The organism is Delftia sp. WSY_12, assembly GCF_043104645.1.
Taxonomy (GTDB): Bacteria; Pseudomonadota; Gammaproteobacteria; order Burkholderiales; family Burkholderiaceae_C; genus Comamonas; species Comamonas tsuruhatensis.
Map to the genome: position 1 here is coordinate 44860 of NZ_JBICKW010000061.1, position 22416 is coordinate 67275.

The following is a 22416-nucleotide window of genomic DNA, read 5'->3' on the forward strand; positions in this document are numbered from 1 at the left end:
CTATTGTTCCATTTGTTCCATTGGTGCCATCTATGCCTGCACCTGCGCAGGGCTGTGCGCCGGCAGCGTGAAGGCGAAGACGGTCCCGCGCGGGCTGTGGGGGCTGTGCTGCAGGTGGCCGCCATGCTGCTCGACCACGGTACGGCACAGGCTCAGGCCCAGGCCCATGCCCTCGTTGCGCGTGGTGAAAAAGGGCGTGAACAGTTGCTCCGCCACATGCTGGGGAATGCCGGTGCCGCAGTCGATGACGGCGAACTCCACCCAGCTGCGGCGCGTGCTGGCGGCCGCACGGCGCACGCGCAGCTGCAGCTCGCGCTCCATGGTCTCGGGCGAGTCCATGGCCTGCATGCCGTTGCGCGCCAGGTTGAGCAGCACCTGCTCGATCATGGTCGGATCGCACAGCACGGGCGGGAGGCCGGGCTCGATGTCGGTGGTCACGCGCACGCCCAGGTTGCGTGCCTGCAGGCTGATCAGCGGCAGCACGGCGTCTATGAGTTCGGCGGCGCCTATGACTTCGCGGGACTGGTCGCGCCGCCGCACGAAATCGCGCACGCTCTTGATCACGCGGCCTGCGCGGTCGGCCTGGAAGCTGATGCGCTCCATGGCCATGCGCAGGTCCTGCAGTTGCTGGCGCAGCCGGGCTTCATGGTCCGAGATGGCGCTGCCCGCACCTGCACCTGTGCCCGTGTCCGTGCCCGTGCCATCGTCGCTCCCCAGCATGTTCAGCGATCCCGTGGCGTAGCTGGAGATGGCCACCAGCGGCTGGGTGAGTTCATGGCTCAGCAGCGAGGCCATCTCGCCCACCGTGGCCAGGCGGGCCGTGGCCTGCAGGCGCTCCTGCGAGGCGCGTGAGATCTCTTCCATGCGCTTTTGCTCGCTGATGTCGATGAAGGCACTCATCCAGCCGGTGTGCTGGCCCTGGGCATTGATCAGCGGCGCCTCGAAGATCAACACCGGAAAGCGCGTTCCGTCCTTGCGCATGAAGATGCTTTCATGGCCCTCGCGCGGCGGCGGGGCGTTGCCGGACAGGCGGCTGTCGCGCCGGCGCGCGTAGATCTCGGCGCGCTCGGGCGGCCAGTAGGGCGCAATGCTCAGTCCCAGCAGTTCCTCGGCCGTGAAGCCCACCATGCTGCAGAAGGCCGGGTTCACATAGCTGATGCGGCCCTGCAGATCGCGCGCGCGCAGGCCCGTGACCAGCGAGTCCTCCATGGCCTTGCGAAAGGCCAGCGCATCGCCCAGATCGCGCTCGGCGCGCAGGCGTCGGCGGTTGTCGCGCACCAGCACGGCGACCACGGACACCAGGGCGATGGACATCAGCGTCACCAGGGCCGTGAGCACGTTGGGGAATACGCTGGGCGCGCGGTGCCAACTGTCCATGCGCAGCACCAGGGTGCTGCCCGGCAGGTCCAGCAGCTGCTGCGCCGTGAACATGCGCGTGCCGCGCCAGGAGGCGCCCAGCAGGGCCAGGCGCGTGCCGTCCGGCTCGGTGAAGGACACTTCCTGGGTGCGCGGCAGGTTCTTGCTGACCTGGGTGATCAGCAGGCTTTGCAGGCTGTAGGTGCCGATGACAAAGCCGATGATGTGGCCGCTTTGCGTCAATGGCAGGCAGACCTCCATCATCTCCGTGCCCAGGCCTTCGGCCAGCAGCTGGAAGTAGCTGGGCGAGTAGGCCGGGCCGTTGAGGCGGCGCGCGTGGGTGCAGGTCAGCACGGCCTCCGGATGGGTGTTTTGCGTGCGCAGCTGGTCTTCCCACTGCACGTTGCGGTAGGGCGTCTCGGCATGGGAGCGGATCTGCAGGCCCGCATCGCGCCATTCGATGCGCATCAGCTCGCGGCGCACCTGCAGCAGCTCGGCGGCGCGGGTCTTCCACTCGGCAGGGTCGTTGTCGGGCGCGTTCAGCGCCTGCAGGTCCTGCAGGTTGCGGTTGAGGGCGGCGCGTATGTCGGCCACGGCATTGGCGGTGTCGCGCTCCAGCTTGTCCTGGACCTGGGAGGCCTCATAGCGTCCGGCCAGCCAGACCATGGTGATGAGCATGCTGGCCACCAAAGCGACCAGCAGGCTCCACAGCGACCAGCGCCGCCAGGCAGTGCGCCAGCGGCGCCAGGGCCAGCGGCCTTCGGCAGGGGCGGGCGTGGACAGGTGCAGCGGATTCACAGGACGCGGTGCTCCAGGGCCGGCAACTGGCGGCGCACATGCGCCAGGCGCTCGCGCTTGATCTCGCCCAGCACCACGCCGGCACCCTCGGCCTGCTGCGCCAGCACCATGCCCCAGGGGTCGGCCAGCAGGCTGTGGCCCCAGGTGCGGCGGCCGTTCTCATGGTGGCCGCCCTGGGCGGGCGCCAGCAGGTAGGCCTGGTTTTCGATGGCGCGGGCGCGCAGCAGCACCTCCCAGTGGGCCAGGCCCGTGATGTGGGTGAAGGCGGCGGGCACCAGCAGCAGGTCGGCACCCTGCTCGGCCAGTCGGCGGTACAGCTCGGGAAAGCGCAGGTCGTAGCACACGCTCAGGCCCAGGCGCCAGGACTCGCCCTCGCGCGAGGTGATGTCGCAGGTCACGGGCGTGTGGCCGGCCTGGACCACGGCGGCCTCCGTGTAGCGCTCGCGGCCGTTGTCGTAGTGGAACAGGTGGATCTTGTCGTAGCGCGCCACGCATTCGCCCTGGGGCGAGAACACCAGCGAGCTGTTGAGCACGTGGGCATCGTCATCGGCCACCAGGGGCAGGGTGCCGCCGACGATCCACAGCTGCAGCTCGCGCGCGGCGCGGCCCAGGAAGTCCTGGATGGGGCCTTGGCCGAAGCTCTCGCGGTAGGCCAGCTTGTCGGTATCGCGCAGGCCCATGGCACAGAAGTATTCGGGCAGGGCCGCGAGTTCGGCTCCCTGCTCGCGCGCCTGGCGCAGCAGGGCCATGGCCTGGTCGAGGTTGGCGCGCACATCGGGTTCCGACACCATTTGCAGGGCTGCGATTTTCATGGGTTCTCTCCTGAAGGGGCTGACTCGGTGGCGGTGGAGGGCGTGCGCGACGGTGTGTCAGAGGGCGGGGCGGCCCGGCGGCGCGGCAAGGCAGTGACCTGGGGATCATCCCAGCTGCCGTCGATGCGGAATTCCTTGGTGGCTGCTGCAATCAGCGGGCCCCGCAGCAGCACCTGCGCCAGAAAGCTGCCCAGGCCGATCACGGGGTTGATGGCCGTGGCCACCAGGGAGGCGGTCATCGCGTTGATCTCTGGCACCACCACCACGTGCAGATTCTGCGTCTCCTGGACCAGGTCTGCCGTGCCTTCCATCAGCACGGCGGCGTTGACGCCCTTCATCTGCATGTTGTTGGTGCGCGCCACGCCATCGGTGATCTGCACATCACCGCGCATGAAGTCGAAGGCAAAGCCGTTGCTGAAGACATCGCGGAAATCCAGCGTCAGCCGGCGTGGCAGCGCCTGCAGGCTGAGCACGCTCAGCAGCTTGGCCAGGCCCGGTTCGGCCTTGAGGAACTGGCCGGTCTGCACATCCAGGTGCATGGAGCCCGAGAGGCTGCGGAAATCGGGCGTGATGGGCGAGCCCGTCCATCCCGCCGAGCCCTGCAGGCTCCCCTTGCCATTGCCCACCACGCCGGGCATGTCAAAGCGCGTGAGCAGCTTGCCCACGTCGCGCAGGTCCAGCTGGAACTGCAGCTGGCTGCGCCCCGGATGCTCGGACTGCCCCTGGGGCAGGCGCCACTGGCCGTTGGCCGTCAGCGTGGCCTCGGGCGTGGAAATGTTGAAGCGCGACAGCTGCCATTCGCGTGCCGCCGCGTTGCCGGGCACGGGGCGGTTGCGGGCCTCGACCTCCAGGCGGCCCAGCGCATGGCCCGACAGGTGCATGTCGTCCACCACGATCTGCAGCGCCGGCAGCTGGCGCGGCCCTTCGTTGAACAGGGCGTCTACGCGTTCGGACTTGGCCTCCGGCACCGTCAGGCGGGACAGCCGGGCGACCAGTTGCCCTTCGGGCTGGGCGTCCGTGCCTTCGCGAAAGCCCACATAGCCATCCAGCTCCTGGGAGGTGAGGTTGCTGTGCCACGAGCCACCATCGCGCGAAATGCCCGCCACCACATCGTGCAGCTGCCGCCCCTTGGCCTGCAGTTGCTTGACGCGCAGGCTCAGCCGATCGGGAAGGTATTCGCGCGCAGGGTCCGTGGCGGCGTCGGCGGGCTCTGGCCTGGCGCCGTTGGACTGCGGCGCCAGCGCCAGCCAGTCGTCGATATTGAAGAGCGGCAACTGCACATGGGCCTGCACGCCCTGGCCCGAAGTGGGGGCGGTGCCCGCTTCCTGGCCGATGAGGATGCTGCCGTGCAGCACGCGGCTGTGCTTGCCACTGATGTCGCGCTCATAGAAGACCGAGCCCGTGTCGCCCAGTTGCACGCTGATCTGGTCGCGCAGCGGGGCATCGGGCGCGGCGAAGCTGGCGGGCGCGAGCTGGTGGCTCACGGCCAACGGCTGGATGGACTCGGCGGCCTTGCCCAGCGGAGCCGGCAGGTTGATGCGCATGCCCTGCAGGCTGGACTGGACCTGGATTTCGGGCGTGCCACGGCGCACCTTCAGCAGCAGGGAATAGGGCGACTGGCCCTCGGCATGGCGGGCCAGGTCGGCCACCCAGCCCAGTTCCCTGGCATCGCGCAGCCCCTGTGCCGTGGCCGTGCCCTGCACCCGCACCTTGACGGACGATTCGGTGGCTGGCGCATTGCGCGCCAGCGCCTGCATGCCGCCATCGGCACGCAGCTCACCGCCCAGGGCCCGCGCCTGCAAGCCCACCAGCGAGAAGCCGGTGTCGGAGAATTTGACGGCGCCACGCAGCTGGCTCAGGTGCGGTGTCTCGTCATCGAGCTGCAGCGAGTTGCCCGCCAGCGTGACCTGCCCGGACACCTTGCTGCGGTCCAGATGGTCGATGGGCAATTGCAGTTGCAGGGCCAGTTGCGCGGCGCCCGTAGCCTCGCTGCCGTCCAGTACGTGCCCGGTCAGCGCCGACAGGGCCGAGGTCTTCACCACCCCCAGCATGTCGGCCAGCGGGCCCTGGCCCTTGGCGGTGACGGCCACCTCGGTGTGGGCCAGGTTGGGAATGCTGGCCTGGATGTCGCGCATCTGCAGCTGCGGATAGCCGGCGAACTGGCCGCGCGCATTGCGCACGGCCATGGAGGAGCGGTCAAACACCAGCTCGCCGGACAGATCGACCAGGGCCGGCCAGTGCGCCTCGCCATGCGTGAGCAGATGGGGCGGCACATATTCATAGTGCACGTCATGCAGCTTGGCCGCGATGTGGAACTCGCCCTGGCTGGGCTTGTCGGCGGGTACGTGGTCCAGGTTGCCGCGCACCTTGAAGTTCACCGTGCTCGCGCGCCCGGCGTGTATGGCCTCGCGCACATAGTGGCGCGCGTCGGCGGGAATCTCCAGCGGCAGGTAGCGGTGCACGCGCGTGCCATCGGCGTTGCGCAGCTGGCCCTGCAGGTCCAGCACGCCGGGAAAGCGCGGCTGCCTGTCGCTGCCGTCGCCGGTATGCCATTGCGCGCGGGCCTCGCCTTCGGTGTCGTCATTGGCAAAGCGCAGGCTGGGCACCTGCACGCTGATGGCCTGGCCGCGCAGTTGCCAGCGCAGGCTGGCCTGCAGGCGGTGCAGCGGGATCTCGGGCTCCTCGAACACGCCGGGGAACGACAGCGACGCCGGCCGCTGCTCTGTGCCCTCCATCTCCAGCTGGGCCTGGCCGCCGTCCTGGTCCAGCGAGAAGCGCGCGTTCAGGCCCTTGAGGCCGGGCATGCCCGGCGCCGCGGGGCCTTCGGACGATGCCACGCCGTTGATCGACAGTTGCTGCAGTTCGCCACTGGCCTTGTACTGCTGCAAGGACTCCAGCGGGCCGCGCCAGCTTCCCTGGAACTGGTGCAGACGGCCGGCCGGTGCCAGATCGGCCAGGTGCTGCTGCACCTGCTCTGGAAGCGGCAGGCGCTGGCCCAACTGGGTGAGGATGGCCAGGTCAATGCCATCGGCCTGGAACTCGCCGTGCTCACCCAGCGCCCCCTGCGTGCTGGCGCCGGCGGGGTTGTAGCGCGCGCGCAGATTGCCAGCCGGCCAGTGCAGGCCATCGCCCGTGGAAAATTCCAGATTCTGCGCAGCGAAGCGCCAGCCGTCCTGGTGTTGCACGCTCAGCCTGCCCGTCACGGCCTGCAGCTTCAGCGGCTGCAGGTCTTCGCGCCACTGCAGCTGCAGCGCGTTCACGGCCACGTCGGCCATGGCGCCCACGGGCTGGCCCTGGCGCAGGTCTATCCAGGCGCGCAGCGCGCCCCGGCCCTGCTGCAGGCGCAAGCCAGAGGTGTCTATGTACTGGCCGAGCTGGGACAGGTCGATCTGCGTGAACATCGCATGGGCCTGGCCGCTCCAGCGGCGCCAGTTGCCCTCGTGCGTGGACAGCAGCGGCTCGCGGAACAGGCCGGTCAGCATGAAGCGCTCGCCCCAGCCTTCGGGCGGCGTGGCATCCAGGCGCAGTCCGTGGCCCCAGCCCTTGTTGCGCAGCACCAGGTCCACATCGCGCAAGGCCAGCGGCGGAGCCTGGCGCAGTTCGTCCAACCACAGCAGGCTGCCGCCGCGCAGCGCCAGTTCGGTCTGCGAAAACAGCCAGTCGGCGGCGGAATTGTCCCCGCCGGCCGAAGGGCTGATCTCGATGCCGGCCACGAAGACTCGGCCATCGGCCGCGCGGCGCACCACGAGTTCAGGACGGTCTATGTAGATCTGTTCCACGCCCAGGCGCATCAGCGAGCGTGCCGAAACGGCGACCACCACGCTGGGCAGGCGCAGGGCGTCTGCCGAATGTTCGGGGTCTTGCACCACCACGTCGCCCAGCTCGAAGCGGGGGACCAATCCCTCGCTGCGGGCCGTGATGCTGCCTATGCGAACCGGTAGGCCCAGCGTGCGTGAGGCCAGGGATTCCAGCTGAGGACGCCATTCGCCGATTCGCGGCACAATCCAGCCATGGAGCACCCCCCACACGGAGGCGAGGACCAGCCAGAAGGCCAGGACCAGCCCCAGTGACCACCGCGCAAGGCCGGCCATCCAACGGGTCAGGCGTGTGGGGTGCGGTTTCGGTTCGATCATCGGCGGCATCAGCTATGACGGGAATTATGACCGGCGCCCTCAGGGCCTGGGCGGTAACCAAGGGTTGCTGCAATCCCTCTGCGCGTGAGTGGCCGCTTCTTTCGCGTTCCGTATGCAATCCTCAGTTCACGCAATGGCAGGTACGGCCTTGAATGTCCCCGCACAGGCCGCCTATTCCCGTTTTCACCAACGGCTGCACCGTCGCTATGGCGACGAGCTGAGCCTTTTGCCGCCGGGTCCGCCCGAGCGCGCGTCCATGGAGCAGGCCCTGGCGGCACTGCTGGAGCGTGGCCTGGATCTGTCGGCTGCGCTGCGTGTGCTGCGCCAGCTGGTCATGGAGCGCACCATGGTGCTCGACTGCGAGCAGCAGGCGCCGCTGGCCGTGGTCACGCGCGCCGTGACCGAGCTGGCCGAGCTGGCGCTGGAGCGCGCCTGCATCCAGGCGCGCGCTGAGCTCGACGCGCGCCATGGCGCGCCCCAAGGCCCCGACGGCCGGCCAGTGCAGCTGTGGATCATCGGCATGGGCAAGCTGGGCGCACGCGAGCTCAACGTCTCCAGCGACATCGACCTGATCTACGTCTACGAGCAGGACGGCGACACCGCCGGCCTGCCCGATGGGCGCGGGGTGATCTCCAACCACGAGTACTTCGCGCGCGTGGTCAAGGGCATCTACGGCCTGATCGGCGACACCACCGAGCACGGCTTTGTCTTCCGCGTGGACCTGGCGCTGCGTCCCAACGGGAACTCGGGGCCTTCGGCCGTCTCGCTGGCCTCGCTGGAGGAGTATCTGCAGACCCATGGACGCGAGTGGGAGCGCTTTGCCTGGCTCAAGAGCCGCGTCGTGGCGCCCATGGACTGCGTGCGCTCCCAGCAGGTGCAGGCGCTGCGTGCCGTGGTCCTGCCCTTTGTCTTTCGCCGCTACCTGGACTACGCGGTCTTTGATGCGCTGCGCTCGCTGCACCGCCAGATCCGCGAGCATGCGGCGCGGCGCAGCGCGGGCCATCCGGGCCGCTCCAATGACGTCAAGCTCTCGCGCGGCGGCATCCGCGAGATCGAATTCACCGTGCAGCTGCTGCAGGTGGTGCGTGGCGGTCAGTTCCCCGAACTGCGCTGCCGCCCCACGCTGGAGGCGCTGGGCCGCCTGGCGCGCGCCGGCCTCATGAGCCAGGAAGTGGCCGACGCCCTGGGCTCGGCCTACACCTTTTTGCGCCGTGTCGAGCACCGTATCCAGTACCTGGACGACCAGCAGACCCATGTGCTGCCCACCCGCGACGATGACCTGGAATGGATTGCGCGCACCATGGGCTTTGCCGATGCCTGCGCCTTTTTGCACCAGCTCGATGCCCATCGTGAAAAGGTGGCCGAGGAATTCGACACCCTGCTGGGCGGCTCGGCCCAGCCCCAGTGCGGCTCGGGCCGTTGCAACGGCGCGCGCAGCCCCGCCCAGGGCACGCCGCGCGAGATAGACGGCCTCATGGAGCAGTTGCCGCCAGCCCTGGCCGCCCATGTGGCCGACTGGCGCGGCAATGCCCGCATCGCCAACCTGCGCGACGAGGCGCGCGGCCGGCTGTTTCGACTCGTGCAGCGCACGGCGCAATGGGTGGCCGAGCGCAGCGTGCCCGAAGACGCCGCGCTGCGCTTTCTGAACTGGCTGGAGCCGCTGCTGCGCCGTGAAAGCTATCTGGCCCTGCTGCTGGAGCGCCCCGCCGTGCACGAGCGGCTGCTGGACCTGCTGGGCGCGGCACGCTGGCCCGCGCGCTACCTGCAGCAGCACCCGGGCGTGATCGACGAGCTGGCCAACGAAGCCATGCTGGGCGAGCGTTTCTCGCCCATGGACTTCGAGCATGAGCTGGCCCTGCGCCTGGCCGCGCTGCAGGCCACGGGCGAGGACGATGACGAAACCCTGCTGAACCTGCTGCGCCGCGCCCACCATGCCGAGGTCTTTCGCACGCTGGCGCGCGATATCGAAGGCCGCATCACGGTCGAGCAGGTGGCGGACGATCTCAGCGCACTGGCCGACTGCGTGCTGCGGGTGACGGCCAGCTGGTGCTGGAGCCGGCTCAAGAACCGCCACCGCGAGTCGCCGCAGTTCGCCATCATCGGCTACGGCAAGCTGGGCGGAAAGGAGCTGGGCTACGGCAGCGACCTGGACATCGTCTTCGTCTTCGATGACGAAGACGAACACGCCTCCGAGATCTATGCCGCCTTTGTGCGCAAGCTCATCAACTGGCTGGCCGTCAAGACGGGCGAGGGCGACCTGTTCGAGATCGACACCGCGCTGCGCCCCAACGGCAACTCGGGCCTGCTGGTGACCAGCTTCGCCTCCTATGCCAACTACCAGCAGCAGCGCGGCAGCAACACGGCGTGGACCTGGGAGCACCAGGCCATGACGCGGGCGCGCTTCGTGCTGGGCAGTGACGATCTGCAGGCCCGCTTCGATGCCGTGCGCGAGGCTGTGATCACCGCGCCTCGCGACCCCTCGGCGCTGCGCGACGAAATCGTCGCCATGCGCGAACGCGTGCGCGGCGCCCATCCGGTGCGCGGCGGCCTGTTCGACGTCAAGCACAGCCCGGGCGGCATGGTCGATGTGGAATTCGCGGTCCAGTACCTCGTGCTCTCCCAATCGGCCTCGCACCCGGAACTGATGGCCAACCTCGGCAATATCGCATTGCTGCAGCGCGCCGAACAGGCAGGATTGATCCCGGCCGGCGTAGGCCAGCAGGCGGCCCGGGCCTACCGCGAGCTGCGCCGCCTGCAGCACGTGGCACGGCTGGATGAGCGCTCGGCACAGCTGGTGCCAGGGCAGGCCGAGCCGCTGAGTGCGCCCGTCAAGGCCTTGTGGGATGCGGTTTTCGCCAACGCCGTTGCGGCTTGACGATGTGAAGCAAAGAAGGCGGCTTGCGGCTGCGAACGCCTTCACTTCAGCATCCGTGGAAATTGGCCTACAGCAGGATCGCGGGCATCCTCAAAATGTTACATTTTTCCTGCCCACGACCCCTGGAACTTCTGCAAAAGTAGCTCATCTATTGAACAGCTTGTTGAGAGAGAGTATCCAGACCGAATTTCACGTTGCGAAGCCTCTGGGGCCACAGTCCTGAACTGTTCCGCCCGAAGCGCTTCTCCTCCCTCCCTCTCTTTATTCGTTTCGGGATGCTTCGCAACTTTTTTATGCCAGCAAAAAGGCCACCCATCGGGTGGCCTTTTTGCATTCCCGGGCTGGTGCGGCGTCAGGGCTGGGGAGGGCGCGTGGCTGCAAAACTGGCACGCTCGGCCAGCTTGGCCTGCAGTGCGGCCAGATTGGGGTGGTCGGCGCGCCAGTCCAGCTCGGGAAAGCGAAAGTCCAGCCAGCCCAGGGCGCAGCCCACGCACACGTCGGCCAGGGTGAAGTGGATGCCGCAGCAATACGGCTTGTCGCCCAGGCCCTGGGACATCACGTTCAGTGCAGCCCGCACCTTGGCAAGCTGGCGGTCTATCCATGCCTGGCAGCGCTGTTCTTCGCTGCGGCCATCCCAGGTGGCTTCGAGGCGGGCCAGCGCCCCGGCATCCAGCAGGCCATCGGCCAGTGCTTCCCAGGTCTTGATCTCGGCGCGCTCGCGCCCCGTGCCGGGAATCAGCTTGCCTACCGGGGAAAGTGTGTCCAGATATTCGACGATCACGCGCGAGTCGAACATGGCATCGCTGCCGTCCATGACCAGGCGCGGCACCTTGCCCAGCGGGTTGCCGGTGCCGGGCGACAGCTCGCGGCTCCAGGGGTTTTCCTCGACGAACTGATAGTCGAGCCTTTTCTCTGCCAGTACGACGCGTACCTTGCGTACGTAGGCGCTGGTGGAGGAACCTATCAGTTTCATGGCAATTTTCCGTGGCGAAGAGGCGGCCCATGGGCGGGCAGCAGATTCTATGCGCTGCCCGGCGATCTCCCCCTCGGCCCCCGTTTTTGCCGCGCGCACCTACAATCACGGCCCATGAATCTGCCGCACATCTCCGCCCTGTCCCCGCTCGACGGCCGCTACGCCGCCAAACTGTCTCCTCTGCGCCCGATCATGAGCGAGATGGGATACATGCACCGCCGCGTGCAGGTGGAGGTGACCTGGTTCATCGCCCTGTCGGATGCCGGCTTTGCCGAGTTCAAGCCCCTGTCCGAAGGCGCGCGCGTCTATCTGCAGGACCTGGTGAAGAACTTCTCCGAGGCCGATGCCGTGGCCATCAAGGACATCGAAAAGACCACCAACCACGACGTCAAGGCCGTGGAGTACTGGATCAAGGGCAAGTTCGACGGCCGTCCCGAGCTGCTCAAGGCCGCCGAATTCGTGCACTTTGCATGCACCAGCGAAGACATCAACAACACCAGCCACGCGCTGCAACTGCGTGCCGGCCGCGACAGCGTGCTGCTGCCCGCAATCTCCGGCATCACGGCCAAGCTGCGCGAGATGGCCCATGCCTATGCCGCCGTGCCCATGCTCAGCCGCACGCACGGCCAGACCGCCAGCCCCACCACCGTGGGCAAGGAAATCGCCAACGTGCTGGTGCGCCTGGAAAAGGCCTCTGCCCGCATCGCCGAGGTCAAGCTCCTGGCCAAGATGAACGGCGCCGTCGGCAACTACAACGCCCACCTTTCCGCCTGGCCCGAGTTCGACTGGGAAGCCTTCAGCAAGAACGTGATCGAGTCGCCCGAGCCCCAGGGTCTGGGCCTGAGCTTCCAGCCCTACTCGATCCAGATCGAGCCGCATGACTACATGGCCGAGCTGTTCGACGCCATCGCGCGCGCCAACACCATCCTCATCGACTTCTCGCGCGATGTCTGGGGCTATGTGTCCCTGGGCTACTTCAAGCAGCGCCTGAAGGCCGGCGAGATCGGCTCCTCGACCATGCCGCACAAGGTCAATCCCATCGACTTCGAGAATGCCGAAGGCAACCTGGGCTTGGCCAACGCCCTGCTCAAGCACCTGGCCGAAAAGCTGCCCATCTCGCGCTGGCAGCGTGACCTGACCGATTCGACCGTGCTGCGCAACATCGGCGTGGCCATGGGCTATGCCACGTTGGCCTACAGCTCGCTGATGACCGGCCTGAACAAGCTCGAACTCAACGAAGAGCGCCTGCAGGAAGACCTGGACAACGCCTGGGAAGTCCTGGCCGAGCCCATCCAGACCGTGATGCGCCGCTACGGCGTGCAGGGCGCCTACGAAAAGCTCAAGGAAGTCACGCGCGGCAAGACCGTGCAGGCCGAAGACCTGCACCGCCTGATCAACGGCCTGGAAATCCCCCAGGCCGACAAGGACCGCCTGCTGGCCATGACGCCTGCCTCCTATGTGGGCAAGGCGGCCGAGCTGGCGCGCCGCGTTTAATCCATCCTTTGCCGCGCCATGAAGGGCGCGCTTCAACCATTCAGGGCTGCCGATGCAAGCACAGGCTTGCTGCGGCAGCTCTTGTTTTTGATAGGTTCTGTCCCATGGCCCTCAAATCCACCATCTTCAAGGCGAACCTGTCCATCGCCGACATTGACCACGGCTACTACGCCGACCATGCGCTGACCCTGGCTCGCCATCCCAGCGAAACGGACGAGCGCATGATGGTGCGCCTTGTGGCCCTGGCCCTCAATGCCCACCAGCTCAGCGACATGTGCAACGGCGACGGCACGCTGGCCTTTGGCGCGGGCCTGTCCGATCCCGAGGATCCCGATGTCTCGCTGACCGACTTCACGGGAGCCAAGCGCCTGTGGATCGAGGTCGGCCAGCCCGAGGAAAAGCCCATCGCCAAGGCATGCAACAAGTCCGATGCCGTAGTGCTCTACGCCTTCCACCATGCGGCGGAAGTCTGGTGGAAAGGCCTGGAAGGCAAGCTGGCACGACTGAACAAGCTGCAGGTCTGGCGGATTCCCTCCGAAACCTCCCAGTCGCTGGCGGAGCTGGCCGAGCGCAGCATGCAATTGCAGGCCACCATCCAGGAAGGCGCATTGACGCTCAGCAGCAATCTGGGCACCGTCTTCATCGAGCCGCTGCGCTGGAAGTAGCCGGGCACTGGCCCAAGCAAGCCACTGTGTCAGGCAGGCAACTGCATCCGGACGGCTTGGGCGAAGGACTTCACCGTCCAGCCCGCGCCCAGCAGCATGCGGCGAGTGGACAGCCGGTCCATGACATCGTCGGGCACATTGCAGCCCAGATGGATCAGCGACTTGCTCTCCGTGATGCCCACATAGCGGCCGTCATAGCTGCGCGCCAGATGGTTCCACAGGCCGTGGGCACCCGGCGACTGGCGTGCGCCGCTGACGAGGCAGGTGCCCGTATCGAGCACGCTGCGGTAGACGGCGCTGGCGATGCCGCGCCGCTGGTAGTCCGGCGCAAAGCGCGAATGGGGCGAGCGCACGCGGCGGTCGGTGCGCTTGTCCACTTCGACCAGGCGATTGAACACCGTGTAGCCGGCCAGGCAGCGCCGCTCCATATCCTCCACGTAGGCAAACCATTCGCCGTCGGCCTCCCGCCAGTGCAGCTGGAACTGCGGATCGTGAAGCGGACGTCGCTCCAGGCCGTGCAGCTTGTTGCCGGGCTGGTACAGGCGCTCATGAATGGCTTCGAGCTCGCCCTCCACCAGCGGCTGCATCACGTCGATGCGCAGTTCGGTGACGTGGTGCGGCCGCAAGCGGGCCGAGGCGCGATGCGCCACGGCATCACGCAGATGGCGCCAGAGGGTGGAAAACGAGGGCCCGGCTGGGGCAAAGGCTAGACAGGTCACGGCAAAGCTCGCTTTGTCGGCAGGCCTTGTGGCCCGGCAGACGCGTGAAAATCCAACCGCCTTCAGTTTCAAGGTGAAGGCGGCGCAAGAAGAGCGGATTCAGTGAAGCGACGCTGCCCGGTTCCGCGCAGGGCAGCGCATCAAGACCGTGCGGCCTGTCTGGGGCCGATGTTCAGCCGCGCTGCATCGCGCTCGCGCAGGCGAGCGGCCGTGGCAGGCCAGGCCTTGCCGGCCGGCACGCGCGTGCTCCCCGCATCACTTGCCGTGAGGCGCATGCAGGGGCGGGGGCGGCGGTGGCTGGAAGCGGCGGTCTGCAGCATGGGGGCTGATGTTAGGCCGCCTGCAACATCGCACTGGTTCGGTGCGATATACGGCAATCAGCTGGGTTTGCGCGATATGTCCGCGCGCTCGGCCGCACGCTCTGCATAGCGGGTAAAGCGCCAGGAGTCGCCTTCTGTCGTGATCCTGCGCCATACGGCACGCTTCTGTGGTGGCTCCATGGCGGTCCACATCTGCACTTCGTCGAAGCTGCGGCCACAACCCTTGCATTTCTCGTCGCCCTGGCTGGTGGAGCAGATGGCGATGCAGGGCGTATCGGGGGTCGTGTCGTACCAGGCCAGCCAGGCTGCCATGGCGTGCGAGGGAAAGCCCTCAACCTGCACTTCGGTCTCATGCCAGAAGATCATCAGCGCGTACACCTCGGCCAGGGCCCGTACTTCGGGCTGCAGCAGCACACCATCCGGGGACGGGTGGCGCTCTCGCCAGTAGTTGATGGCGGCTTCGATATCGGTGATGTGCAGTGCGGTCATGGACGGGCAAGGGGAAGGGACAGCGATGATAAGGCGCATGCCAGTCCTCGGCCGGGCACTGCTGCAACACTCCATCAGCTTCAGGGTTGCTATGAATAGTGAAGCGTTGGGGGCAGATGTATAAAAGGAGTGCGGGATGTGTTGCTTGTGCTTTCCGTGGAATTGAAGGGTTTTTTCACTTGCGTGCCGCAGCGGCTTTGTGTTGCAATCCGCAGGTTCGAAGGGGAGTAGCTCTCTGCCGGCAGGGGTGGTTGCAAAGCCACCGCGCCGGCATCGGAATGGTCGTCAATACGAAGCGCAAGCTTCCGGCCTTCCGGGCTGCGGTGCATACCGCAGCCGAGCAAGACCTTTGATGGACCTGATGACGGTCGATCAAGGTGTTCTCCCCTGAGCCAGGCATGTCCTTGCCCGGGTAGGCGCTGTGTCGTCGCATCGGTCTTTCTGTGCTGGTGGGTGTTTCTCCAGGAGGGAGGAGTTTCCGCCGGCCGTACTCAACAGCGAGGACCTTATGGACTTGGACTTTCTGACTCACGCCCCGTTCTGGGTGGCCCTGGGCCAAATCATCATCATCGACATCCTGCTGGGCGGGGACAACGCGGTCGTGATCGCGCTGGCCTGCCGCAAGCTGCCGCCCGCGCAGCGCAAGAAGGGCATCATCTGGGGCACGGCTGGCGCCATCATCCTGCGCGTCATCCTGATCGCCTTCGCGATGACGCTGCTGGCGCTGCCCTTCCTGAAGTTTGTCGGCGCACTGCTGCTGGTGTGGATCGGTATCAAGCTGATTGCACCTGATGAAGATGGCCATGACAACATCCAGGGCAGCGACAAGCTGCTGGCGGCCATCAAGACCATCATCGTCGCCGATCTGGTGATGAGCGTGGACAACGTGATCGCCATCGCCGGCGCCGCACAGAGCTCGGGCGAGCACCAGCTGCTGCTGGTCGTGCTGGGTCTGTTGATCTCCATCCCCATCATCGTCTGGGGCTCGCAGCTCGTGATCAAGCTGATGGAGCGCTTCCCCATCATCATCGTGGCCGGCGGCATGCTGCTGGGCTGGATTGCCGGCGGCATGCTGGTCACCGACCCCGTCTTCGCCAATACGGAGAAGTGGGACTGGATGGTCAAGCTGCCCCAGACCGACATGCTCAAGTACGGTGCCAGCGTGTTCGGAGCCCTGCTGGTGCTGGCACTGGGCAAGTACATCGCTTCGCGCCGTCCTGCTCCCAAGGCGGATGCCCACGGAGCTTGATTTCCTGAAAAGTTGAGGTTGGCGCCGGGTTGGCCTGTCTGGCCTCCCGCGCCGATTCGCGACAATCCAGTGCAAGGGCGGCTTTGACCGCCCGCCTGTCCCACCCCGCAAACCCAGTTCGACAAGGACTTGCTTTGAACCCCATCATCGTCTACGTGGATGACGCTTCCTACGCCCTGCCTCTGGTCCAGGCCCTGGCCGCCTCGCCGCAGGCCCAGTCCTCGCACTGGTTGCTGGTGGCCTGCGCACCGCGCATAACCCACCGTGTCAGCAAATGGGTGAGCCACAGCGCACGCGAAAGCTGGCGCGGCAAGTGGGCCGACAAGCTGTTTGCCCAGTTGCTGCCGGTGTTCGGTGACAGTGCAGGCCGAATCACGCCGGTGCTGGCCAAGGGGCCGCTGGCCGAACTGGTGGCCCAGCTCCAGCAGGAGCATGGCGCGGCCCAGATCGTCGATGCGCGCCGCCCCAAGCAGGAAGCCACGGCCCCAGCCGTGGCGCCTGCAGCCCCGCTGGGCCGGCGCTGGAATCTTCCGGGAACGCTGGCGGCCATCGGCGCGCTGATGGGCCTGGTGTTCGAGGAAGCGATGGTCTAAAGGCTGGCATCTGCCTGGCTGCTCTGGTCAGGCGATCACTGTCAGGACGGCATCCCGGAAAACGGGATGCCGTTTTTCATGGAGTTCTCCGGTCCACGGTTCCCAGTGCGCCGCCTCAACCCGGATCTGCCGGCTGCTGCTATGCTGCCCGCATGAAAATCCTGATCAAATGGCTGCTCAGCGCCGGTGCCCTGCTGGTCGTGGCCTATCTCTATGGCGGCGTGCAGGTCAACAGCTTCAGCTCGGCCATGATCGCGGCGCTGGTCATCGGCCTGCTCAACGCGGTGCTGCGGCCCATCCTCGTGGTGCTGACGCTGCCCGTGACCATCGTGACGGTCGGGCTGTTTCTCTTCGTGGTCAACGGACTGATGTTCTGGGCAGCCTCGGGCCTGCTCAGCGGCTTTCATGTCGCGGGCTTCTGGGCGGCCATGCTGGGCGCGCTCATCTACTCGCTGCTGGGCCTGGCCATCGAGTCACTTCTCGCGCGCCTGTTCCCTTAGCAGCTCCTCCACGGCACGCAGCCGCGTGTCCACGATGGAGGCTTCAATGAAATCCACCTTGGGCCCGCCCTTGCGGGCCAGTTCCTGCGCTGCCTTGAAGCGATCCACCGCGGCCGCATAGTCGTAGTGCGCGACCTGGGCCTCGGCCTCGGCGCGCAGGGCGCGCAGCTCCTGGCCCTGAGAGCGCTGAACCTGGGCCAGCAGTTGCCAGGCGCTGGCATCGCGCGGGTGGTCCGTCACCCAGGTCTGCAGCGGGCCTGCCATGCTGGCGGCGCCCTGCTCGCGCAGCAGGATCTGTGTGCGCATCAGCAGCTCGGGCCGGCGCACCGCGCGGCTTTCGACCACATTGACGGTGGCCAGACTGGGGCCGCTTTCCGTTGTCTTGGCGGGGATGGATTCCGTGGGATTGGCCTGGGCAGGCGCAGCTGCCGGCAGGTAGAGCGGTGGCAACGCCTGCAACGCGGCGCCGGGCTTGCCGGCCGTCAGCTCCAGTTCGGCCTGCAGCAGCCTGGCCTGCCGCTGGGCGCCGGCATCTGCGGCGGTTGCCACTTGAAGCCGCCCGGACATTTCCCGCGCTTCGGCCCAATCGCGCAATTGCACGGCGCTCAGCGTGGCGGCATATAGCTGCGCCACCTGCTGGGTTTGGGTTTGGCTGCCAAAGCTGGTGGAGCGCGGCTGCTCGGCCCACTGGCGCAGCACATCCACGCCGGGGCGCGACAGCACGCGGGCCCGTGCGGCCATCATCACGTGTTCCAGGGATGGTGCTGGCGCAGGCGCAACGCCACGCGGCAGGCGCGAATGCATGTCGGCCATGCGCTCCGTGGTCAGCGGATGGCTGCGCAGATAGGGCCAGCTGCCGTTGTCATTGAGCCGATTGGCCTGCTGCAGTTTGTCGAACATGGTGACAAAGCCCTGAGGCGCAAAGCCCGCAGGCGCCATCAAGCCATAACCCATGCGGTCGGCCTCGCGCTCCATGTCGCGAGAGAAGTTCAGCTGGTTCTGCACGGCCAGCGCCTGGCCGCCCATCATCATCGCCATGGCGGCATCCGGGCTGCGGCTGGCGGCCAGGGCGCCCAGGATCATCGAGCCGATCATCAGCGGCGTCTGCTTGCCCTGCTGGGCAATGAGCCGCGCAATGTGGCGCTGCGTGACGTGGCTCAGCTCATGCGCCAGCACCGACGCCAGCTCGTCGCGCGTGCTGACCACTCCGATCAGTCCCAGGTGCACTCCCAGATAGCCGCCGGGCAGCGCAAAGGCGTTGACCGAGCGGTCCCGCCCCAGCAGGATCTCCCAGGCAAAGCGCTCTTCCAGCTCGTCCGACAGCTCGCCACGCGTGCGCGCCGCATCGACCAGGTGCTGCCAGATGCCTTCCACATACTCCTGCAGTACCGCATCGTCGATGTAGTCCGGATCGCGGTACAGCGAGCGGATGATGCGGTCACCCAGGCGCCGCTCGTCACTGGTAGTCGTGGCTGCGCCATCGCCCAAGGTGGGCAGGCGCAACTGGGCCTGTGCGGGTGCATGCGTTGCGATAGTGAGAGAGGCCGCCAGCAGCTGCAGGCCAACGGCGATACGTGTCTTCAGGCGTGATGGGCGCATGGGCAGGTAAGAACCAAGGGGCCGGGCCCGTGCATAGTCACGGGGCGGTGGAACACCCCACTATGATGCCTCGGTTCGCCGAACGTTCATGGCGGGTTCGACCAGCGTGTCAGGACAGCCGTGGGCCGGCCAGTGCATTTTCAGGAGTTTCCATGTCTTCCCTCACCCACTTCGATGCCCAGGGCCAAGCCCACATGGTCGATGTCGGCGCCAAGCCTGCAACCCACCGCATCGCGGTCGCCGAGGGCAGCATCACCATGCAGCCCGAAACCCTGGCCATCATCCAGAGCGGCACGGCCAAGAAGGGCGACGTGCTGGGCATCGCGCGCATCGCCGCCATCATGGCTGCCAAGAAGACCAGTGACCTGATACCGCTGTGCCATCCGCTGGCGTTGACGCGGGTGGCAGTGGAGTTTGAGTTGCTGCCCGAAACGTCGTCCGTCCGCTGTCTTGCCACCGTGGAGACCGTTGGTCCGACCGGGGTGGAGATGGAGGCGCTCACGGCCGTGCAGGTGGCCTTGCTCACGGTCTATGACATGTGCAAGGCTGTGGACAAGGGCATGGTGATGGAGGGAATCAGGGTGCTGGAGAAGCACGGAGGCAAGACGGGGAGCTTTGTGGCGCAGTAGCGTCTGTCGTGCGATTGCCGGTACCAGAGAAAGAAAGGCCGGTTCACAATAACTGCTGGAAGGTCGCGGGATGTCCGTGACAGAGAACGACAAGAAATCAGAGGGAAACACCAATGCATGCTGGCAACCCGGGGGGCCTCGCGCGCCTCAAGGAAAAAATCTCCCATGGCTCAGTCCGTGTGGGTATCTACGGTCTGGGCTATGTGGGCCTACCTCTGGCCCTTCGCTTCGCCGAGGTCGGAATCAAGGTCGTGGGCTTTGATATTGACGAGGCCAAGGTCCGAACGCTTGGCGAAGGCGGCAGTTATATAGAGCGAATCACTCCCCAGCAGATCGGACGTGCGCTTGAACAGGGATTCGAGGCCACCACTGACTTTGCACGGACAGAAGCAATCGATGCCCTGATCATCTGCGTGCCCACGCCCCTGAACGTTCACCGCGAGCCCGACCTGAGCTTCATCATTAACACGGTGGAAGCGGCGCTGCCTCACATGCGTGAAGGTCAGCTGCTGAGCCTGGAGAGCACAACCTGGCCCGGCACGACGGACGAAGTGCTGGCACCGCGCCTGCGCAGCCGTGGACTGGAGCCTGGCGCCAATTGCGCTCTGGTGTTCTCTCCGGAGCGCGAAGACCCTGGCAACCCGAACTACGGTACCAAGGACATCCCCAAGGTGATCGGAGGGTGCACTGCCAGCTGCCTGGAACTGGGCATGGCGCTGTACCAACATGCCATCCAGACCATGGTGCCCGTCAGCAGCACCAAGGCGGCTGAAATGACCAAGCTGCTGGAGAACATCCACCGCAGCGTCAACATCGGCTTGGTCAACGAGATGAAGATCGTGGCGGACAAGATGGGCATCAACATCCATGAAGTCATTGATGCAGCTGCCACCAAGCCCTTCGGCTTTGTTCCCTATCGACCCGGCCCCGGCCTCGGCGGCCACTGCATTCCCATCGATCCCTTCTACCTGACATGGAAGGCGCGTGAATATGGCGTGAATACGCGCTTCATCGAGCTGGCCGGGGAGATCAACCACTACATGCCGCACTGGGTGGTAGGCAAGGTCGCCGATGCACTCAATGAGCACGGGAAAGCCATCAAGGGGAGCCGTATATTGGTGCTGGGGCTGGCCTACAAGAAGAATATTGATGATACGAGGGAATCGCCAGCCGTGGAGATCATGGACTTGCTGCAGGCCAAGGGTGCACATGTTGATTACAGTGATCCGCATGTGCCGGTGTTTCCACGTAAGCGTGACTATTATTTTGACTTGCGTTCTATATCTTTGAATGAGCAATCCGTGGCGAGTTATGACTGTGTGTTGCTGGCGACAGATCATGATGGGTTTGACTATCCTCTTCTGGAGAAGAGTGCGCAGATATTTGTGGATACACGTGGCCGCGTGAAGAGCGCCAAGAATATTATTCTTGCCTAGTGAAAAATGCATGATCATGGTGCCTCTCAGCAGCACCAAGGCGACTGAAATGACTAAGCTGCTGGAGAAAATCCACCTTCGTGTCACCATTGGACTGGTCAACGAGATGAAGATACGTGCATCAATTTATTTTCAAATGCGTACTGCTTGCGCCTAGAGCTGTGGCTGATTTCGAGAGTGTGGGCCGGCCTATTGGTTATGATGTATTTTTTTGTGTATATAAAATCAAGACGAAAATTTAAAGATCGTCGTATCCAGCAGGTAAATGAGGATTTTAGAAATAGAGTTGCAAAAAATTTAGATGGTTTATAAGAGCAATCTGGAAATAAAAGACTTGCTGCGGGGGTTGCTAAGGGGTAAATATAGATGTCATCAGTGTCTTCTTCCAATCGTCGCCCACGCGTACTGGTCGTTACTCGCAATTTGCCTCCGCTGGTAGGTGGGATGGAACGGTTAAATTGGCATATGGCGGAGGAGCTTTCGCGTCTTGCCGAAGTGCATATCATCGGGCCAGAAGGCTCTGCGACTCAAGGTCCTAAGGGCGTTACGTTCACAGAAGTGGCATTGCGTCCATTATGGAAGTTTTTGTTTTTATCTGCCATAAATACAGTACGAATAGCCAAAGAGTGGCGACCCGACCTGGTTTTGGCGGGAAGTGGACTCACAGCTCCTGCAGCGTACTTTGGGGCTAAAGTGGCCAAGGCCCGTTGTACAGCCTATGTTCATGGTCTAGATATAACGGTAAAGCATCCGATCTATCAATGCGCTTGGCTTCCATTCATTAGGCGTATGGATACGATCATAGTCAATAGCTCTGTTACTCGAAGATTGGCAATTTCTGCAAATGTCACAGAGGATAGAATTCATACCGTATACCCTGGAGTTAGCTTACCCAAGCAATCTGTTTCTCTGGAGGCAAAGCAGCTCTTCTTGGGGAAGTATGGGCTAGAGGGGAAAAGTGTGCTGATCTCTGTTGGGAGGCTCACGTCCCGGAAAGGGTTGAGAGAGTTTGTTCAAAATTCTTTGCCTGGCATTGTGCATGTCCACCCTCATACAGTTTTGGTGATTATTGGTGAAACGCCTTCAAATGCACTTGGCGCAGATCTGCAGACGCCGCAGAGTATTGTGGATATTGCGCGAGCAGGAAAAGTTGAAAAAAATATTCGATTATTAGGTTCGGTGAGTGAGGCAGAGTTAGCGACCGCATTTGAGTGTGCTTCGCTGCATATATTTCCAATAAGAAATATTCCAAATGATCCAGAGGGCTTTGGTATGGTGGCTATCGAAGCTGCGGCTCATGGGGTTCCGACAGTCGCATTCGCCAATGGAGGTGTGATAGATGCTGTGGCTGTAGGTCGGTCCGGTGAACTTTTGCCTCCTGATGACTATGACGGGATGATAAAGACAGTTTTGAATATATTGAGACGATCTCCTGAGAATGGGTCTTGTCGCGAGGAATGCAAGAGCTTTGCGCGTCAGTTTGAATGGGCGGAATTCGGTGCAAAAATGAATGTTGCGTTGAGACTGGGGGATTTGCCAGAAGATCGTGCAAGATAAAAAGGCTATAGATAGTATCTAATACTATTTCATAGATCTGATGTCGTGTTGAAAATAATTGCCGCTTTAAATCGATTTTCAGAATATTTCTGAATGTGATAAATATGTCGAAGTAATGTTTGGGATATGTGAATTGCTAGAAATTCTCACTGCATTTTTTGATTATATCGATAACTCCCCGGAGGGGACTTTCGACTACAGAGAGCGTGTTTCAGAATC

17 protein-coding genes are annotated in these 22416 nt (G+C 64.5%); 9 read left to right on the plus strand and 8 right to left on the minus strand.

Features of this window, described 5'->3' with window-relative positions; genetic code table 11:
- Positions 1-30 precede the first annotated feature (30 nt).
- The 3 genes from ACF8LI_RS26715 to ACF8LI_RS26725 are packed head-to-tail and all read right to left on the minus strand — an operon-like array spanning position 31 to position 7099.
- Positions 31-2154, minus strand: coding sequence for a nitrogen regulation protein NR(II) (locus ACF8LI_RS26715; protein WP_392414560.1), 2124 nt, complete (start codon positions 2152-2154; stop codon positions 31-33).
- Positions 2151-2966 carry a carbon-nitrogen hydrolase family protein gene (locus ACF8LI_RS26720; RefSeq protein ID WP_016454246.1) on the minus strand — a complete coding sequence of 272 codons (816 nt, stop codon included), beginning with the start codon at positions 2964-2966 and terminating at the stop codon, positions 2151-2153. Before ACF8LI_RS26720 ends, ACF8LI_RS26715 begins: the two co-directional genes overlap by 4 nt.
- Positions 2963-7099: a YhdP family protein gene (locus ACF8LI_RS26725; protein WP_392414561.1), complete on the minus strand. Its 4137-nt coding sequence runs from the start codon at positions 7097-7099 to the stop codon at positions 2963-2965. The genes ACF8LI_RS26720 and ACF8LI_RS26725 overlap by 4 nt, the downstream gene beginning before the upstream one ends.
- A 133-nt stretch (positions 7100-7232) precedes the next feature.
- On the opposite strand from ACF8LI_RS26725, the gene glnE reads away from it, so the two are divergent.
- Positions 7233-9974: a bifunctional [glutamate--ammonia ligase]-adenylyl-L-tyrosine phosphorylase/[glutamate--ammonia-ligase] adenylyltransferase gene (gene glnE, locus ACF8LI_RS26730; RefSeq protein WP_016454244.1), complete on the plus strand. Its 2742-nt coding sequence runs from the start codon at positions 7233-7235 to the stop codon at positions 9972-9974.
- 352 nt (positions 9975-10326) lie between these two features.
- Here the strand turns inward: glnE and ACF8LI_RS26735 are convergent, their stop codons facing one another.
- Complete coding sequence (locus ACF8LI_RS26735) at positions 10327-10947, minus strand: glutathione S-transferase family protein (protein ID WP_016449378.1); 621 nt, start codon at positions 10945-10947, stop codon at positions 10327-10329.
- 114 nt (positions 10948-11061) lie between these two features.
- Between ACF8LI_RS26735 and purB the strand changes: the two genes are divergently transcribed.
- Positions 11062-12441, plus strand: coding sequence for an adenylosuccinate lyase (purB, locus tag ACF8LI_RS26740; RefSeq protein ID WP_016449379.1), 1380 nt, complete (start codon positions 11062-11064; stop codon positions 12439-12441).
- A 104-nt stretch (positions 12442-12545) separates the two neighbouring features.
- Complete coding sequence (locus ACF8LI_RS26745) at positions 12546-13106, plus strand: YaeQ family protein (protein WP_017404069.1); 561 nt, start codon at positions 12546-12548, stop codon at positions 13104-13106.
- 29 nt (positions 13107-13135) lie between these two features.
- Here ACF8LI_RS26745 and ACF8LI_RS26750 read toward each other — a convergent pair whose 3' ends face one another.
- From ACF8LI_RS26750 to ACF8LI_RS26760, 3 genes are all read right to left on the minus strand, one after another.
- Positions 13136-13825, minus strand: a complete 690-nt coding sequence (locus tag ACF8LI_RS26750; RefSeq protein WP_392414562.1) for an N-acetyltransferase — start codon at positions 13823-13825, stop codon at positions 13136-13138.
- A 140-nt stretch (positions 13826-13965) separates the two neighbouring features.
- Positions 13966-14145: a hypothetical protein gene (locus ACF8LI_RS26755; protein WP_016449383.1), complete on the minus strand. Its 180-nt coding sequence runs from the start codon at positions 14143-14145 to the stop codon at positions 13966-13968.
- A gap of 57 nt (positions 14146-14202) precedes the next feature.
- Positions 14203-14634, minus strand: a complete 432-nt coding sequence (locus ACF8LI_RS26760) for a DUF3717 domain-containing protein (RefSeq protein ID WP_047474569.1) — start codon at positions 14632-14634, stop codon at positions 14203-14205.
- Between the two features lie 508 nt (positions 14635-15142).
- Here ACF8LI_RS26760 and ACF8LI_RS26765 point away from each other — a divergent pair.
- From ACF8LI_RS26765 to ACF8LI_RS26775, 3 genes are all read left to right on the plus strand, one after another.
- Positions 15143-15883, plus strand: a complete 741-nt coding sequence (locus ACF8LI_RS26765) for a TerC family protein (RefSeq protein ID WP_016449385.1) — start codon at positions 15143-15145, stop codon at positions 15881-15883.
- A 134-nt stretch (positions 15884-16017) separates the two neighbouring features.
- Positions 16018-16476, plus strand: coding sequence for a hypothetical protein (locus ACF8LI_RS26770; RefSeq protein WP_016449386.1), 459 nt, complete (start codon positions 16018-16020; stop codon positions 16474-16476).
- A 152-nt stretch (positions 16477-16628) separates the two neighbouring features.
- Complete coding sequence (locus tag ACF8LI_RS26775; RefSeq protein ID WP_012202791.1) at positions 16629-16976, plus strand: phage holin family protein; 348 nt, start codon at positions 16629-16631, stop codon at positions 16974-16976.
- Here ACF8LI_RS26775 and ACF8LI_RS26780 read toward each other — a convergent pair.
- A complete protein-coding gene (locus tag ACF8LI_RS26780) occupies positions 16950-18575 on the minus strand; it encodes a M48 family metalloprotease (RefSeq protein WP_392414563.1) in 1626 nt (541 codons plus the stop codon). The two genes, ACF8LI_RS26775 and ACF8LI_RS26780, sit on opposite strands and share 27 nt — an antisense overlap.
- 152 nt (positions 18576-18727) lie before the next feature.
- Between ACF8LI_RS26780 and moaC the strand changes: the two genes are divergently transcribed.
- The 3 genes from moaC (at position 18728) to ACF8LI_RS26795 (ending at position 22197) form a co-directional block, all read left to right on the plus strand.
- Positions 18728-19204, plus strand: coding sequence for a cyclic pyranopterin monophosphate synthase MoaC (gene moaC / locus ACF8LI_RS26785; protein ID WP_392414564.1), 477 nt, complete (start codon positions 18728-18730; stop codon positions 19202-19204).
- Between the two features lie 113 nt (positions 19205-19317).
- Entirely contained in the window at positions 19318-20640 is a 1323-nt protein-coding gene (locus tag ACF8LI_RS26790; protein WP_338498953.1) for a nucleotide sugar dehydrogenase, read from the plus strand.
- A gap of 375 nt (positions 20641-21015) precedes the next feature.
- Positions 21016-22197, plus strand: coding sequence for a glycosyltransferase family 4 protein (locus ACF8LI_RS26795; protein ID WP_392414565.1), 1182 nt, complete (start codon positions 21016-21018; stop codon positions 22195-22197).
- Positions 22198-22416 lie beyond the last annotated feature (219 nt).